Below are 15,044 nucleotides of genomic sequence, written 5' to 3' on the forward strand. Positions count from 1 at the left end.
ATGCACGAGAATCAACAACCACAAACCGAGGCTTTTGAGCTGAGTGCGGCAGAGCGTGAGGCAATTGAGCACGAAAAGCACCACTACGAAGACCCGCGTGCGGCGTCCATTGAAGCGCTGAAAATCGTTCAGAAGCAGCGTGGCTGGGTGCCGGATGGCGCGATTTACGCCATTGCCGATGTTCTGGGTATCCCGGCGAGCGACGTTGAAGGCGTGGCGACATTCTATAGCCAGATCTTCCGCCAGCCGGTAGGTCGCCACGTTATTCGCTATTGCGACAGCGTAGTGTGCCATATCACCGGGTATCAGGGCATTCAGTCGGCGATTGAAAGCCACCTGAAGATCAAGCCAGGCCAGACTACCTTCGACGGTCGCTTTACGCTGCTTCCCACCTGCTGCCTGGGTAACTGCGACAAAGGCCCGAATATGATGATTGATGAGGATACTCACAGTCATCTTACACCGGAAGGGATCCCTGATTTACTGGAGCGGTATAAATGAAAACAGTTATCCGTACTCCCGAAACCCATCCGCTGACCTGGCGTCTGCGTGATGACAAACAGCCGGTGTGGCTGGACGAGTATCAGAGCAAAAATGGCTATGCCGGTGCGCGTAAAGCGTTAACAGGTATGGCGCCGGACGAAATTGTCAATGCGGTAAAAGACTCCGGTCTGAAAGGCCGCGGCGGCGCGGGCTTCTCCACGGGGTTGAAGTGGAGTCTGATGCCGAAAGATGAATCGATGAATATCCGCTACCTGCTGTGTAATGCGGATGAAATGGAGCCGGGCACCTATAAAGACCGCCTGTTGATGGAGCAACTGCCACACCTGTTGGTGGAAGGTATGCTCATCTCGGCATTCGCGCTGAAAGCGTACCGTGGCTATATCTTCCTGCGTGGTGAGTATATTGAAGCAGCGGTTCACCTGCGCCGCGCCATTGCAGAAGCGACTGAAGCCGGACTGCTGGGTAAAAATATCCTCGGCACCGGTTTTGATTTTGAGCTGTTCGTGCATACCGGGGCCGGGCGTTATATCTGTGGTGAAGAGACCGCGCTGATTAACTCGCTGGAAGGTCGCCGTGCTAACCCGCGTTCCAAACCGCCTTTCCCGGCAAGTTCCGGCGTGTGGGGGAAACCGACCTGTGTTAACAACGTCGAAACCCTGTGCAACGTTCCGGCTATCCTGGCAAACGGTGTTGAGTGGTATCAGAACATTTCGACCAGTAAAGATACTGGCACCAAGCTGATGGGCTTCTCTGGCCGCGTGAAAAACCCCGGTCTGTGGGAACTGCCGTTCGGCACCACGGCCCGTGAAATTCTTGAGGATTACGCGGGCGGCATGCGCGATGGCCTGAAATTTAAAGCCTGGCAGCCGGGCGGTGCGGGTACTGACTTCCTGACCGAAGCGCACCTTGACCTGCCGATGGAGTTCGAAAGCATCGGTAAAGCGGGAAGCCGTCTGGGCACATCGCTGGCGATGGCCGTTGACCACGAAATCAACATGGTTTCGCTGGTGCGTAACTTGGAAGAGTTCTTCGCACGCGAGTCGTGCGGTTGGTGTACGCCATGCCGCGACGGCCTGCCGTGGAGCGTAAAAATCCTGCGAGCGCTGGAGCGTGGTGAAGGCCAGCCCGGAGATATCGAGACACTTGAGCAACTGTGTCGACAACTCGGGCCGGGTAAAACCTTCTGCGCGCATGCGCCAGGTGCGGTGGAACCGTTACAGAGCGCGATTAAATATTTCCGCGAAGAGTTTGAAGCGGGCATCAAACAGCAATTCAGCAATACCCATGCGATTGGCGGTATCCAGCCAAACTTGCTGAAAGCGCGCTGGTAATGGTTCTCCCCTCATCCTGAACCGATGAGGGGACGCGAACAGAATTTTGATTAACTCTCAGTCGCGGACTGAGACAACTGGAAGCATGCTAATGGCTACTATTCATGTAGACGGCAAAGAATACGAGGTAAATGGGGCGGACAACCTGCTTGAGGCATGTCTCTCCCTGGGCCTTGATATTCCTTATTTTTGCTGGCATCCGGCGCTGGGGAGCGTGGGTGCGTGCCGCCAGTGTGCGGTGAAGCAATATCAAAACGCGGAAGACACGCGTGGCCGCCTGGTGATGTCCTGTATGACACCGGCATCCGACGGTACTTTCATTTCGATCGACGATGATGAAGCGAAGCAATTCCGCGAAAGCGTCGTGGAGTGGTTGATGACCAACCACCCGCACGATTGCCCGGTTTGCGAAGAGGGGGGCAACTGCCACCTGCAGGATATGACCGTGATGACCGGTCACAGCTTCCGTCGCTATCGCTTTACCAAACGTACTCACCGCAATCAGGATCTGGGGCCGTTCATCTCTCACGAAATGAACCGCTGCATCGCCTGCTATCGCTGTGTGCGTTACTACAAAGACTATGCAGACGGCACGGATCTTGGCGTCTATGGCGCGCACGATAACGTCTACTTTGGGCGTCCGGAAGACGGCGTGCTGGAAAGTGAATTCTCCGGCAACCTGGTGGAAATCTGCCCGACTGGCGTATTCACAGACAAAACCCACTCCGAACGTTATAACCGTAAATGGGATATGCAGTTCGCACCGAGCATCTGCCAGCAGTGCTCGCTGGGCTGCAACACCAGTCCGGGCGAACGTTATGGCGAGCTGCGTCGCATCGAAAACCGTTATAACGGTACGGTTAACCACTATTTCCTGTGCGACCGCGGTCGTTTCGGCTACGGCTACGTCAACCTGAAAGACCGTCCGCGTCAGCCGGTTCAGCGTCGTGGCGACGATCTGATCACCCTTAACGCCGAGCAGGCGATGCAGGGCGCAGCGGATATTCTACGTCAGTCGAAGAAAGTGATCGGTATTGGCTCGCCGCGCGCCAGCGTGGAGAGCAACTTTGCGCTGCGTGAACTGGTCGGTGCGGAAAACTTCTATACCGGCATTGCAAAAGGCGAGCAACAACGTCTGGAGCTGGCGCTGAAAGTGCTGCGCGAAGGCGGTATCCATACCCCGGCGTTGCGCGAAATCGAATCCTATGACGCGGTGCTGATCCTGGGAGAAGACATCACGCAGACGGGCGCACGTGTCGCTCTGGCTGTCCGTCAGGCAGTGAAAGGCAAAGCCCGTGAAATGGCGGCGGCGCAAAAAGTCGCCGACTGGCAGATTGCCGCAATCATGAACATTGGTCAGCGTGCCAAACATCCGCTGTTCGTCACTAACATCGACAGCACTCGCCTGGATGATATCGCCGCGTGGACCTACTGCGCTCCGGTGGAAGATCAGGCGCGGTTAGGCTTCGCTATCGCTCACGCGCTGGATGATTCCGCTCCGGCGGTCGACGGCCTGAGCAACGACCTGAAGAGCAAAGTGGATGTTATCGTTCAGGCGCTGGCCGGGGCGAAAAAACCGCTGATTATTTCCGGTACGAACGCCGGCAGCGCCGACGTGATCCACGCGGCGGCAAACGTCGCCAAAGCGCTGAAAGGCCGTGGTTCCGATGTCGGCGTGACGATGATTGCCCGTTCGGTGAACAGTATGGGTCTTGGCCTGATCGGCGGCGGTAGCCTCGATGATGCCTTGGCTGAGCTGGAAAGCGGCAGTGCAGACGCGGTTGTGGTGCTGGAAAACGATCTGCACCGTCATGCCAGCGCAGCCCGCGTTGACGCCGCACTGGCGAAAGCACCACTGGTACTGGTGATTGATCACCAGCGCACGGCGATCATGGACAAGGCGCACCTCGTGCTCTCTGCCGCAAGTTTTGCGGAAAGCGACGGTACGGTCATCAATAACGAAGGCCGCGCGCAGCGCTTCTTCCAGGTGTATGACCCGAGCTATTACGACAGCAAAACCCTGATGCTGGAGAGCTGGCGCTGGCTGCACTCACTGCACAGTACCGTACAAAACCGCGAGGTGGACTGGACACAGCTTGATCACGTGATCGACGCAGTGGTAGAAGCCTTGCCGCAACTGGCCGGTATTAAAGACGCCGCGCCGGATGCCAGCTTCCGCATTCGTGGGCAGAAACTGGCGCGTGAACCGCATCGCTACAGCGGACGTACTGCTATGCGCGCCAATATCAGCGTGCATGAGCCGCGTCAGCCGCAGGATAAAGACACCATGTTTGCCTTCTCCATGGAAGGGAACAACCAGCCGTCTGCACCGCGTTCGCAAATTCCGTTCGCGTGGGCGCCGGGCTGGAACTCACCGCAGGCCTGGAACAAGTTCCAGGATGAAGTGGGGGGACATCTGCGCCATGGCGATCCGGGCGTACGCCTGATTGAAGCCTCTGAAACCGGGCTGGATTACTTCACATCCGTACCAGGCGCGTTTGAAGCGCAGGACGGCAAATGGCGTATCGCTCCGTACTATCATCTGTTCGGCAGTGACGAATTGTCGCAGCGCTCGCCGGTGTTCCAGAGCCGTATGCCGCAACCGTACATCAAGCTTAACCCGGTCGATGCGGCGAAGCTTGGTGTTAACGCGGGTGCGCATATCTCCTTTACCTACGAAGGGCAGACTATCAGCCTGCCGTTGCAGGTTTCTGAAGGTCTGGCGGCAGGGCAGGTCGGTTTGCCGATGGGCATGCCGGGCATTGCGCCGGTTCTGGCCGGAGCACGTCTTGAAAATCTGCAGGAGGCGCAAGCATGAGCTGGTTAACACCGGATGTTATCGACATTCTGTTAAGCATCCTGAAGGCGGTGGTGATCCTGCTGGTGGTGGTCACCTGCGGCGCATTTATGAGCTTTGGCGAACGTCGTCTGCTGGGTCTGTTCCAGAATCGTTACGGACCGAACCGCGTCGGCTGGGGGGGCTCACTCCAGCTGGTGGCGGACATGATTAAGATGTTCTTTAAAGAGGACTGGATCCCGCAATTCTCGGATCGCGTGATCTTCACGCTTGCGCCAATGATTGCGTTTACCTCGCTGCTGTTAGCGTTTGCCATTGTGCCGGTCAGCCCCACCTGGGTGGTGGCCGACCTGAACATCGGGATCCTCTTCTTCCTGATGATGGCAGGCCTGGCCGTCTACGCGGTGCTGTTTGCCGGCTGGTCGAGCAACAACAAATACTCTTTGCTGGGAGCGATGCGCGCATCTGCGCAGACGCTGAGCTACGAAGTGTTCCTCGGGCTTTCCCTGATGGGGGTTGTCGCTCAGGCCGGTTCATTCAATATGACCGATATCGTCAACAGCCAGACAGGTTTGTGGAACGTTATCCCGCAGTTCTTCGGTTTTGTGACGTTTGCAATCGCGGGTGTGGCGGTGTGTCACCGCCATCCGTTTGACCAGCCGGAAGCAGAGCAGGAACTGGCGGATGGTTACCACATCGAATATTCCGGTATGAAATTCGGTCTGTTCTTCGTTGGTGAATATATCGGTATCGTCACCATTTCCGCCTTGATGGTCACGCTCTTCTTCGGTGGCTGGCACGGGCCGTTCTTACCGCCATTCATCTGGTTCGCGCTCAAAACCGCGTTCTTTATGATGATGTTTATTTTGATCCGCGCTGCGTTACCGCGTCCGCGTTATGACCAGGTGATGTCGTTCGGCTGGAAAATCTGCCTGCCGCTGACGCTGATTAACTTGCTGGGAACGGCGGCCGTCATTCTCTGGCAAGCGCAATAAGGGGTGAAAAGACCATGACGTTAAAAGAATTAATCGTGGGCTTCGGCACCCAGGTCCGTAGTATCTGGATGATTGGCCTGCACGCGTTTGCGAAACGCGAAACCCGGATGTATCCGGAAGAGCCTGTTTACCTGCCGCCGCGCTATCGTGGCCGTATCGTGCTGACGCGCGATCCGGACGGTTCTGAGCGCTGCGTTGCCTGTAACCTGTGCGCGGTAGCCTGTCCGGTAGGCTGTATTTCGTTGCAAAAAGCGGAGATGCAGGATGGGCGCTGGTATCCGGAGTTTTTCCGTATCAACTTCTCCCGCTGCATCTTCTGCGGCCTGTGTGAAGAAGCGTGCCCGACAACAGCTATTCAGCTCACGCCGGATTTCGAAATGGGCGAGTTTAAGCGTCAGGATCTGGTGTACGAAAAAGAGGATCTGCTGATCTCCGGTCCGGGTAAATACCCGGAATATAACTTCTACCGGATGGCAGGTATGGCAATCGACGGCAAAGATAAAGGTGAAGCGGAAAACGAAGCCAAACCTATCGACGTCAAGAGCCTGTTACCGTAAGGAGAGGGCAATGGAGTTCGCTTTTTATATCTGTGGCCTGGTCGCCATCCTGACGACGGTTCGCGTGATTACGCATACCAACCCGGTGCATGCGTTGCTGTACCTGATTGTGTCCCTGTTGGCGATTGCCGGGGTTTTCTTCTCACTCGGCGCGTACTTCGCCGGTGCGCTGGAGATCATCGTTTACGCCGGGGCCATCATGGTGCTGTTTGTGTTCGTGGTGATGATGCTCAACCTGGGCAATACCGTTGTCGAGCAGGAGCGCAACTGGCTCTCTCCGCAAATCTGGGTAGGTCCGGCACTGCTCTCCGCCGTACTGCTGGTGGTCATGATTTATGCCATCCTTGGCGTGAACGATCAGGGCATCGAGGGTACGCCAATCAATGCGAAAGAGGTCGGCATCACACTGTTTGGTCCTTACGTACTGGCGGTCGAGCTGGCGTCAATGCTACTGCTGGCTGGTCTGGTTGTCGCCTTCCACGTAGGGCGTGAAGATCGTATGGGCGAAGTGCTGAGCAATCGCGCTGATGACCGCGCAAAAAGAAAAACGGAGGAGCGCGCATGATCCCCTTGCAACATGGACTGATCCTCGCTGCGATTTTGTTTGTTTTGGGGTTAACCGGTCTGGTTATCCGCCGCAATCTGCTGTTTATGCTGATTGGGTTGGAAATCATGATTAACGCCGCCGCGCTGGCCTTTGTGGTCGCGGGCAGCTACTGGGGCCAGACCGACGGTCAGGTAATGTATATCCTCGCGATCAGCCTCGCGGCTGCGGAAGCGAGCATTGGCCTGGCGTTGCTGCTGCAACTCCATCGTCGCCGCCAGAATCTGAATATCGATTCAGTAAGTGAGATGCGTGGATGAACATGCTCGCCTTAACCATTATTTTTCCTTTAATTGGCTTTGTATTGCTGGCCTTTTCCCGTGGGCGCTGGTCAGAAAACCTCTCCGCTACCGTGGGGGTGGGGTCGATTGGTCTGGCGGCACTGGTCACGGCGATTGTCGGCGTTGATTTTTTCAACAATGGTCAGCAGCCTTTCGCTAAACCACTGTGGACCTGGATGGCGGTTGGCGATTTCAATATCGGTTTCAACCTGGTGCTGGACGGGCTGTCGTTAACCATGCTGTCAGTCGTGACCGGTGTGGGTTTCCTGATCCACATGTTCGCTTCCTGGTATATGCGCGGTGAAGAGGGCTACTCCCGCTTCTTCGCTTACACCAACCTGTTCATTGCGAGCATGGTGGTGCTGGTGCTGGGCGATAACCTGTTGCTGATGTATCTCGGCTGGGAAGGCGTGGGGCTGTGCTCTTACCTGCTGATCGGTTTCTATTACACCGATCCAAAGAATGGCGCAGCGGCAATGAAAGCGTTTGTCGTGACCCGTGTTGGTGATGTGTTCCTCGCGTTTGCGTTGTTCATTCTCTACAACGAACTGGGCACGCTGAACTTCCGCGAAATGGTGGAACTGGCACCGCAGCACTTTGCGAATGGCAACACCATGCTGATGTGGGCAACGCTGATGTTACTGGGCGGTGCGGTAGGTAAATCCGCGCAACTTCCGTTGCAAACCTGGCTTGCAGATGCAATGGCCGGTCCGACTCCGGTTTCAGCGTTGATCCACGCCGCCACCATGGTGACCGCAGGCGTCTATCTGATTGCCCGTACTCATGGTCTGTTCCTGCTGACGCCGGAAGTGCTGCATTTGGTGGGTATTGTCGGTGCGGTGACGTTGCTGATGGCCGGTTTCGCCGCGCTGGTGCAAACGGATATCAAACGCGTACTCGCGTACTCGACGATGAGCCAGATTGGTTACATGTTCCTGGCGCTGGGCGTGCAGGCATGGGATGCGGCGATTTTCCACCTGATGACGCATGCGTTCTTTAAAGCGCTGCTGTTCCTGTCGTCCGGTTCGGTGATCCTCGCCTGCCATCACGAACAGAACATCTTCAAAATGGGCGGTCTGCGTAAGTCGATTCCGCTGGTGTATGTCTGCTTCCTGGTGGGGGGCGCCGCGCTGTCTGCGCTGCCGATGCTGACCGCCGGTTTCTTCAGTAAAGATGAGATCCTGGCAGGTGCAGTGGCTAACGGTCATATCAATCTGATGATCGCGGGCCTGGTCGGTGCGTTTATGACATCGCTGTATACCTTCCGCCTGATTTTCATCGTTTTCCACGGGAAAGAACAAATTCACGCGCATGCAGGGAAGGGCATCACCCATCATCTGCCGCTGATCGTGTTGCTGGTGCTCTCCACCTTTATTGGCGCAATGATTGTGCCGCCGCTGAAAGGCGTACTGCCGGATACCACCGAGCTTGCGCACAGCAGTGTGGTGATGCTGGAAGTCGCGTCTGGTGCGGTAGCGATCATCGGTATCCTGCTGGCCGCCTGGCTGTGGCTGGGTAAACGTACGCTGGTGACTTCGGTTGCCAACAGTGCGGCAGGGCGCTTCTTCGGTACCTGGTGGTTCAATGCCTGGGGCTTCGACTGGCTGTACGATCGCGTATTCGTCAAACCGTACCTCGGTATTGCGTGGCTGCTGAAGAGCGACCCGCTGAATGCACTGATGAACATCCCGGCTATCCTGTCCCGCTTTGCAGGCAAAGGTCTGCTGTTTAGCGAGAACGGATACCTGCGCTGGTATGTGGCGTCGATGAGCATTGGTGCCGTTGTGGTGCTGGCGCTGTTGATGGTATTGCGTTGAGTTTGTGTGAGTTGTGAGGCGGGGAACTCCGCCTCCGATGAAAACATATTTTAGGTAAGTATTCCTGCTAATCAGGCTGGCGAGCACGATAGCCTGAACAGGAATTAATATAAGGGACATACACCGCCATGTTATTACCCTGGCTAATACTCATCCCCTTTATCGGCGGCTTCCTCTGCTGGCAGACCGAACGCTTCGGCGTGAAGGTGCCGCGCTGGATCGCGCTGATTACCATGGGACTGACGCTGGCACTCTCTCTGCATCTTTGGTTGCAGGGCGGCTACTCTCTGACGCAGGCCACCCAGTTCCCGCAATGGCAGGAGTCGTTCAAACTGGACTGGATCCCGCGCTTTGGCATCAGTATCCATCTCGGTCTGGATGGCCTGTCGTTGCTGATGGTGACCCTGACGGGTTTCCTCGGTGTGCTGGCGGTGCTTTGCTCCTGGCGTGAAATCGAAAAATACCAGGGCTTCTTCCATCTTAACCTGATGTGGATCCTGGGCGGCGTTATCGGCGTGTTCCTTGCCATCGACATGTTCCTGTTCTTCTTCTTCTGGGAAATGATGCTGGTGCCGATGTACTTCCTGATCGCACTGTGGGGCCACAAAGCCTCCGACGGGAAGACGCGTATTACCGCCGCGACTAAATTCTTCATCTATACCCAGGCCAGTGGTCTGGTGATGTTGATTGCCATCCTGGCGCTGGTGCTGGTGCACTACAACGCGACGGGCGTATGGACTTTCGATTATCAGGATCTGCTGAAAACGCCGATGTCTGACAACGTCGAATACCTGTTAATGCTCGGCTTCTTCATTGCCTTTGCAGTGAAAATGCCGGTGGTACCGCTGCATGGCTGGTTGCCGGACGCGCACTCACAAGCGCCGACCGCCGGTTCCGTGGACCTCGCGGGGATCCTGCTGAAAACGGCGGCCTACGGTCTGCTGCGCTTCTCGCTGCCGCTGTTCCCTAACGCGTCGGCAGAGTTTGCGCCCATCGCCATGTGGCTGGGTGTTATCGGCATTTTCTACGGTGCGTGGATGGCCTTCACCCAGACCGATATCAAACGTCTGATTGCCTACACATCTGTGTCGCACATGGGTTTCGTGCTGATTGCGATTTACACCGGTAACCAGCTGGCGTACCAGGGCGCGGTTATCCAGATGATTGCGCATGGTCTCTCTGCGGCCGGTCTGTTTATTCTTTGCGGCCAGTTGTACGAACGCCTGCATACCCGCGATATGCGGATGATGGGTGGATTGTGGGGCAAGATTAAATGGTTGCCGGCGCTGTCGATGTTCTTTGCCGTGGCAACGCTTGGTATGCCGGGAACGGGGAACTTCGTCGGTGAGTTTATGATCCTCTTCGGCAGCTATCAGGTCGTGCCGGTGATCACCGTGATTTCCACCTTCGGTCTGGTCTTTGCGTCAGTTTATTCGCTGGCGATGCTGCACCGCGCCTACTTCGGTAAAGCGAAGAGCGAACTGGCCAGCGCTGAGCTGCCGGGGTTGTCACTGCGCGAACTGTTTATGATCCTGATTCTGGTCGTGCTTCTGGTACTGCTCGGCTTCTATCCGCAGCCGATTCTGGATACCTCGCATTCCGCGATGGGCAATATCCAGCAGTGGTTTGTTAATTCCGTTACTACTACAAGGCCGTAAATCGCCATGACAATAACTCCACAACACCTGATTGCGCTGCTGCCGCTGCTGATCGTCGGATTGACGGTGGTGGTTGTGATGCTCTCCATTGCGTGGCGACGCAACCATTTCCTCAATGCCACGCTGTCGGTCATTGGTCTCAACGTCGCGCTGCTCTCCCTGTGGTTTGTCGGTCAGGCAGGGGCGATGGATGTTACCCCGCTGATGCGCGTTGACGGCTATGCCATGCTGTACACCGGGCTGGTGCTGCTGGCGAGCCTCGCCACGTGTACTTTCGCCTATCCGTGGCTGGAAGGTTACACCGACAACAAAGAAGAGTTCTATCTGCTGGTGCTGATTGCCGCGCTGGGCGGCATTTTGCTGGCGAACGCTAACCATATGGCGTCGCTGTTCCTCGGTATTGAACTGATTTCGCTGCCGTTATTTGGTCTGGTTGGCTACGCCTTCCGTCAGAAACGCTCGCTGGAAGCCAGTATCAAATACACCATTCTTTCCGCAGCGGCCTCTTCATTCCTGCTGTTTGGTATTGCACTGGTGTACGCGCAGACTGGCAACCTGGCGTTTGTCGCCATCGGTAAAGCGCTGGGTCAGAACGTGCTGCATGAACCGCTGCTGTTGACGGGGTTGGGGCTGATGATTGTTGGCCTTGGCTTTAAACTGTCGCTGGTGCCGTTCCACCTGTGGACGCCTGATGTTTACCAGGGCGCGCCTGCTCCGGTTTCCACTTTTCTGGCCACCGCCAGTAAGATCGCCATTTTTGGTGTGGTGATGCGTCTGTTTCTCTACGCGCCGGTTGGTAACAGTGAAGCCGTGCGTGTGGTGTTGGGCATTATTGCCTTCGCCTCTATTATCTTCGGTAACCTGATGGCGCTGAGCCAGACCAATATTAAACGTCTGCTCGGTTACTCTTCCATCTCCCACCTGGGTTATTTGCTGGTGGCGCTGATTGCACTGCAAAGCGGTCAGATGTCGATGGAGACCGTGGGTGTTTACCTGGCGGGTTATCTGTTCAGCAGCCTTGGCGCGTTCGGTGTAGTGAGCCTGATGTCCAGCCCTTATCGCGGCCCGGATGCGGAGTCGCTCTATTCCTATCGCGGCCTGTTCTGGCACCGCCCGATCCTCTCTGCGGTAATGACCGTGATGATGTTGTCGCTGGCCGGTATTCCGATGACCTTAGGCTTTATCGGTAAGTTCTACATCCTGGCGATGGGCGTTCAGGCGCATCTGTGGTGGCTGACGGGTGCGGTCGTTCTGGGTTCTGCGATTGGTTTGTACTACTACCTGCGCGTGGCGGTGAGTCTCTATCTGAGTGCGCCGCAGCAATTGAACCGTGATGCGCCGTCTGACTGGGCATACAGCGCGGGCGGTATTGTGGTACTGATCTCTGCCCTGTTGGTGCTGCTGCTGGGGATCTATCCGCAGCCGCTGATCAGCATCGTACAGCTGGCGATGCCAATGATGTAATAAGCCGGAAGATGAAAAGAAAAACCGCCGATATCGGCGGTTTTTTTATGGGGGTCAATAACGATGTCGGGAAGGTTACTTCGCCAGCAACGGTGTTGAGGCAATCTGATGGTGGCTAATCAACGGGCCGCGAATATTATTTGCCGCGCGGTCGAGCACTTCCTGAATCACAGCGGAAAGTTCGTTAATTTCGAACTTCGCGACGTAGCCATCCGCCTGAACTTTGCGGACGTGATCTTCGTTGGCGCTGCCGGAGAGTGATGAGTGGATCACCACCGGAATGTTCTTCAGACGCGGGTCGGTTTTAATCAGACGCGTTAAGGTGAAGCCATCCATCTCCGGCATTTCGAGGTCGGTCAATACCATCGAAATTTTGTCACTTACCGGCACGCCTTCTGATTCCGCTTGCTGTGCCATGACCTGGATTTTCTCCCAGGCATCTTTACCGGTGATATGCATAGCGTTCGGAATTTGCATCGCGTTGAGACCTTTTTCCAGCATGGCGCGCGCCACTTTGGAGTCTTCTGCCACGATAGCCACCGAACCCGGTTTAAGGTTGAATTTTTTATCCGGCACGTGATCGCCGTGTACGTCATGATCCGCAGGCACAATGTCATACAGGATCTGCTCAACATCCAGCACCATTGCAAGGTTGTTGGTGTCCTTATCTTCATCCAGGCAGGCAATACTGGTGATATAGCGACCATTGATCGCTTTCTCTGCGGTGTGAACCTGTTTCCAGTCCAGGCGAATGATATTCTCTACGGATTCCACCGCAAATGCCTGCACGCTACGGGCATATTCGGTGATCAGCAGAATATTGAGACCTGTTGCTGGCTTACACCCGGCCACTGCGGCGAGGTCAATCACCGGGATCACCTGATCGCGGATATTGACCATACCAAGCAATGGCGGCTTCATTCCCGCAGGACGGGTAAAGGTGGGCATCGGAACGATTTCGCGCAATTTAAAAACGTTAATGCCAAACAGCTCGGATTTAGCGGCATCTAACGATGTGCCAAGGCGAAACAGCAACAGTTCAAACCGGTTCGACAGAGTAAGATTCGCCCTGTCATCGATGTCTTTCTGGAAGTTATCCATCATGCCCTCAATAAGTAATGCCTGCGTGTAAACTGTTATCGGCACCTTAAGGGAAAAATAGAGTGCTCAATATCACATCATAGACGAACAACCAGAAAATCTTCTGCAAGTACCGTTTGCGCAAATATTGTTCGGCATTCTGCCAGTAATGCCAGACTGCCACGCTCATCATAGCGTGAACTGAGATGGGTAATCACCAGACGACCCGCACCTGCATCTGCAGCAAGTTGCGCAGCCTGGCGCGTTGAGCTGTGACCCCGGCTATTGGCTTTCTCTTCCATCGCGCTCTCAAGTGTTGCTTCATGCACGATAAGATCCACCCCTTGTGCCAGCGCCAGTGACGCCTCGCAGGGCGACGTATCACCGAATATCGCCAGTTTTTTGCCTCTGGTTGCCGGTGCCAGATAATCGGCGCCATTAATACTACGCCCATCTTCCAGCGTGATCGTTTCGCCAGCTTTCAGTCGCTGGAACAGCGGACCGGGCATAATGCCTTGTTCGGCAAGTGCCTGTGCATTTAATGCACCGGGTTTATCGTGCTCTTCAACGCGGAAGCCATAACACTCCACCGGGTGCGCAAGCGGGTAAGCCGTTACGCTGCGAAGCCCGTCATCCACTACCAGACCTGGCCTGATCTCTTCGATGGTTAACGGGTAGTCTGTCCACGAACCGCTCAGACGCAGCGCGGTCTCGACAAACTCTCGGATCCCTTTTGGCCCATAGATCTGTAACGGTTGGACATTGCCCGCCATCGAGCGGCTACACAATAGCCCTGGCAGGCCAAAAAGATGGTCACCATGCAAATGGCTGATAAAAATGTTATCCAGTTTGCCAGGATGAAAAGCGGTGCGTAGCATCTGGTGCTGCGTGCCTTCACCACAGTCGAACATCCACAGGCCCGCACGCGTGGGATGCTGCAAGTTCAGTAGCAGCGAGGTGACATTACGCCCCCGCGTGGGGACGCCCGCCGAGGTGCCTAAAAAAATCAATTCCACAATACGCCGTGTCCTTTGCCGGAATGTAAAAAAATTTAGTATAACGAGGTGATGATAAATAAGGAGCAGAATATGATCCGCTGGCAGGACCTTCACCATTCGGCATTAACCGTTGCAGAACTCTATGCGCTGCTGAAACTGCGCTGCGAAGTGTTTGTTGTTGAGCAGACGTGTCCCTACCTGGATATCGACGGGGACGATCTGGTAGGAGAGAACCGCCATATCCTCGGCTGGAAAGGTGACCAACTGGTGGCGTATGCGAGGATTCTGAAAAGTGACGATGATCTGTCGCCGGTGGTTATCGGACGGGTGATTGTCAGTGCGCAGGTTCGCGGCGAAAAACTGGGCTACCAGTTAATGGAAAGGGCGATACTTTCCTGTATGCAAAACTGGCCGCAGCACGCGTTATACCTGGGTGCACAGGCGCATCTGCAATCTTTCTATGGCCATTTTGGTTTTCAGCCGGTGACCGACGTGTATGACGAAGATGGTATTTTGCACATCGGCATGGCGCGGGAGGTAGGTCAGGCGTAACCGGCGGCTATTGTCTATAGTTAGCGGGCAAACAGGTGCATAACATGGAGAAAAGAGATGTCATATCATTCTTATGATTCACGTATCGATGACGACCTGACCCTGCTGAGCGAAACGCTGGAAGAAGTACTCCGCTCCTCGGGTGACCCTGCTGACCAGAAGTATATCGAGCTTAAAGCCCGTGCCGAACAGGCGCTGAATGAGGTGAAAAACCGCGTCAGTAGCGCGTCGGACACCTACTACTACCGCGCCAAAAAAGCGGTCTATCGCGCCGACGACTACGTGCACGAAAAACCGTGGCAGGGCGTTGGTGTAGGTGCAGCTGTCGGCCTGGTGCTGGGGCTGCTGTTAGCTCGCCGCTAACACCTCACGTCCCCTCCCTGGAAAGAGGTACTTCTCTTACCCT

Annotated in this window: 14 protein-coding genes; 12 read left to right on the forward strand and 2 right to left on the reverse strand. The window is 55.6% G+C overall.

Annotated features, from left to right (window positions below):
- The 10 genes from nuoE to nuoN all read left to right on the forward strand — a co-directional run bounded on the left by nuoE (position 1) and on the right by nuoN (position 12,008).
- Positions 1–501: an NADH-quinone oxidoreductase subunit NuoE gene (gene nuoE / locus ABGA49_RS04745; RefSeq protein ID WP_039058775.1), complete on the forward strand. Its 501-nt coding sequence runs from the start codon at positions 1–3 to the stop codon at positions 499–501.
- Positions 498–1,835, forward strand: coding sequence for an NADH-quinone oxidoreductase subunit NuoF (gene nuoF, locus ABGA49_RS04750; protein ID WP_061493924.1), 1,338 nt, complete (start codon positions 498–500; stop codon positions 1,833–1,835). Before nuoE ends, nuoF begins: the two co-directional genes overlap by 4 nt.
- Positions 1,836–1,926: 91 nt before the next feature.
- Positions 1,927–4,653 (forward strand): NADH-quinone oxidoreductase subunit NuoG, encoded by a 2,727-nt coding sequence (gene nuoG, locus ABGA49_RS04755; protein ID WP_139109638.1) that lies wholly within the window; start codon positions 1,927–1,929, stop codon positions 4,651–4,653.
- Positions 4,650–5,627, forward strand: coding sequence for an NADH-quinone oxidoreductase subunit NuoH (nuoH, locus tag ABGA49_RS04760; RefSeq protein WP_061493926.1), 978 nt, complete (start codon positions 4,650–4,652; stop codon positions 5,625–5,627). The genes nuoG and nuoH overlap by 4 nt, the downstream gene beginning before the upstream one ends.
- A gap of 14 nt (positions 5,628–5,641) precedes the next feature.
- Complete coding sequence (gene nuoI, locus ABGA49_RS04765; protein WP_061493927.1) at positions 5,642–6,184, forward strand: NADH-quinone oxidoreductase subunit NuoI; 543 nt, start codon at positions 5,642–5,644, stop codon at positions 6,182–6,184.
- A 10-nt stretch (positions 6,185–6,194) separates the two neighbouring features.
- The gene (gene nuoJ / locus ABGA49_RS04770; protein WP_061493928.1) at positions 6,195–6,749 is read left to right on the forward strand and encodes an NADH-quinone oxidoreductase subunit J; all 555 of its coding nucleotides are present in this window, start codon (positions 6,195–6,197) and stop codon (positions 6,747–6,749) included.
- Complete coding sequence (gene nuoK / locus ABGA49_RS04775) at positions 6,746–7,048, forward strand: NADH-quinone oxidoreductase subunit NuoK (protein ID WP_002463445.1); 303 nt, start codon at positions 6,746–6,748, stop codon at positions 7,046–7,048. The genes nuoJ and nuoK overlap by 4 nt, the downstream gene beginning before the upstream one ends.
- Positions 7,045–8,886: an NADH-quinone oxidoreductase subunit L gene (gene nuoL / locus ABGA49_RS04780; RefSeq protein ID WP_061493929.1), complete on the forward strand. Its 1,842-nt coding sequence runs from the start codon at positions 7,045–7,047 to the stop codon at positions 8,884–8,886. Before nuoK ends, nuoL begins: the two co-directional genes overlap by 4 nt.
- Positions 8,887–9,014: 128 nt before the next feature.
- Complete coding sequence (nuoM, locus tag ABGA49_RS04785) at positions 9,015–10,544, forward strand: NADH-quinone oxidoreductase subunit M (protein ID WP_061493930.1); 1,530 nt, start codon at positions 9,015–9,017, stop codon at positions 10,542–10,544.
- 6 nt (positions 10,545–10,550) lie between these two features.
- Positions 10,551–12,008: an NADH-quinone oxidoreductase subunit NuoN gene (gene nuoN / locus ABGA49_RS04790; protein WP_061493931.1), complete on the forward strand. Its 1,458-nt coding sequence runs from the start codon at positions 10,551–10,553 to the stop codon at positions 12,006–12,008.
- Positions 12,009–12,083: 75 nt separating this feature from the next.
- Here nuoN and ABGA49_RS04795 read toward each other — a convergent pair whose 3' ends face one another.
- Together ABGA49_RS04795 and rbn are read right to left on the reverse strand one after the other, a co-directional pair.
- A complete protein-coding gene (locus ABGA49_RS04795; protein WP_061493932.1) occupies positions 12,084–13,109 on the reverse strand; it encodes a chemotaxis protein in 1,026 nt (341 codons plus the stop codon).
- Between the two features lie 77 nt (positions 13,110–13,186).
- The gene (gene rbn, locus ABGA49_RS04800; protein ID WP_347665202.1) at positions 13,187–14,104 is read right to left on the reverse strand and encodes a ribonuclease BN; all 918 of its coding nucleotides are present in this window, start codon (positions 14,102–14,104) and stop codon (positions 13,187–13,189) included.
- Between the two features lie 72 nt (positions 14,105–14,176).
- Here rbn and ABGA49_RS04805 point away from each other — a divergent pair, with 72 nt between their 5' ends.
- Positions 14,177–14,638 (forward strand): GNAT family N-acetyltransferase, encoded by a 462-nt coding sequence (locus tag ABGA49_RS04805; protein WP_088238119.1) that lies wholly within the window; start codon positions 14,177–14,179, stop codon positions 14,636–14,638.
- A 57-nt stretch (positions 14,639–14,695) separates the two neighbouring features.
- Positions 14,696–15,001 carry a stress response protein ElaB gene (elaB, locus tag ABGA49_RS04810; protein ID WP_061493935.1) on the forward strand — a complete coding sequence of 102 codons (306 nt, stop codon included), beginning with the start codon at positions 14,696–14,698 and terminating at the stop codon, positions 14,999–15,001.
- The last annotated feature ends 43 nt before the right edge of the window (positions 15,002–15,044 follow it).

Origin of the sequence: Kosakonia sp. WA-90 (assembly GCF_039871955.1) — a bacterium.
Classification (GTDB): domain Bacteria; phylum Pseudomonadota; class Gammaproteobacteria; order Enterobacterales; family Enterobacteriaceae; genus Kosakonia; species Kosakonia oryzendophytica.

What these genes read in the sequence shown, in the direction of transcription:
- nuoE (WP_039058775.1), top strand. Translation starts at nt 1, where the DNA reads ATGCACGAGAATCAACAACCACAAACCGAGGCTTTTGAGCTGAGTGCG.
- nuoF (WP_061493924.1), top strand. Translation starts at nt 498, where the DNA reads ATGAAAACAGTTATCCGTACTCCCGAAACCCATCCGCTGACCTGGCGT.
- nuoG (WP_139109638.1), top strand. Translation starts at nt 1,927, where the DNA reads ATGGCTACTATTCATGTAGACGGCAAAGAATACGAGGTAAATGGGGCG.
- nuoH (WP_061493926.1), top strand. Translation starts at nt 4,650, where the DNA reads ATGAGCTGGTTAACACCGGATGTTATCGACATTCTGTTAAGCATCCTG.
- nuoI (WP_061493927.1), top strand. Translation starts at nt 5,642, where the DNA reads ATGACGTTAAAAGAATTAATCGTGGGCTTCGGCACCCAGGTCCGTAGT.
- nuoJ (WP_061493928.1), top strand. Translation starts at nt 6,195, where the DNA reads ATGGAGTTCGCTTTTTATATCTGTGGCCTGGTCGCCATCCTGACGACG.
- nuoK (WP_002463445.1), top strand. Translation starts at nt 6,746, where the DNA reads ATGATCCCCTTGCAACATGGACTGATCCTCGCTGCGATTTTGTTTGTT.
- nuoL (WP_061493929.1), top strand. Translation starts at nt 7,045, where the DNA reads ATGAACATGCTCGCCTTAACCATTATTTTTCCTTTAATTGGCTTTGTA.
- nuoM (WP_061493930.1), top strand. Translation starts at nt 9,015, where the DNA reads ATGTTATTACCCTGGCTAATACTCATCCCCTTTATCGGCGGCTTCCTC.
- nuoN (WP_061493931.1), top strand. Translation starts at nt 10,551, where the DNA reads ATGACAATAACTCCACAACACCTGATTGCGCTGCTGCCGCTGCTGATC.
- ABGA49_RS04795 (WP_061493932.1), bottom strand. Translation starts at nt 13,109, where the DNA reads ATGGATAACTTCCAGAAAGACATCGATGACAGGGCGAATCTTACTCTG.
- ABGA49_RS04805 (WP_088238119.1), top strand. Translation starts at nt 14,177, where the DNA reads ATGATCCGCTGGCAGGACCTTCACCATTCGGCATTAACCGTTGCAGAA.
- elaB (WP_061493935.1), top strand. Translation starts at nt 14,696, where the DNA reads ATGTCATATCATTCTTATGATTCACGTATCGATGACGACCTGACCCTG.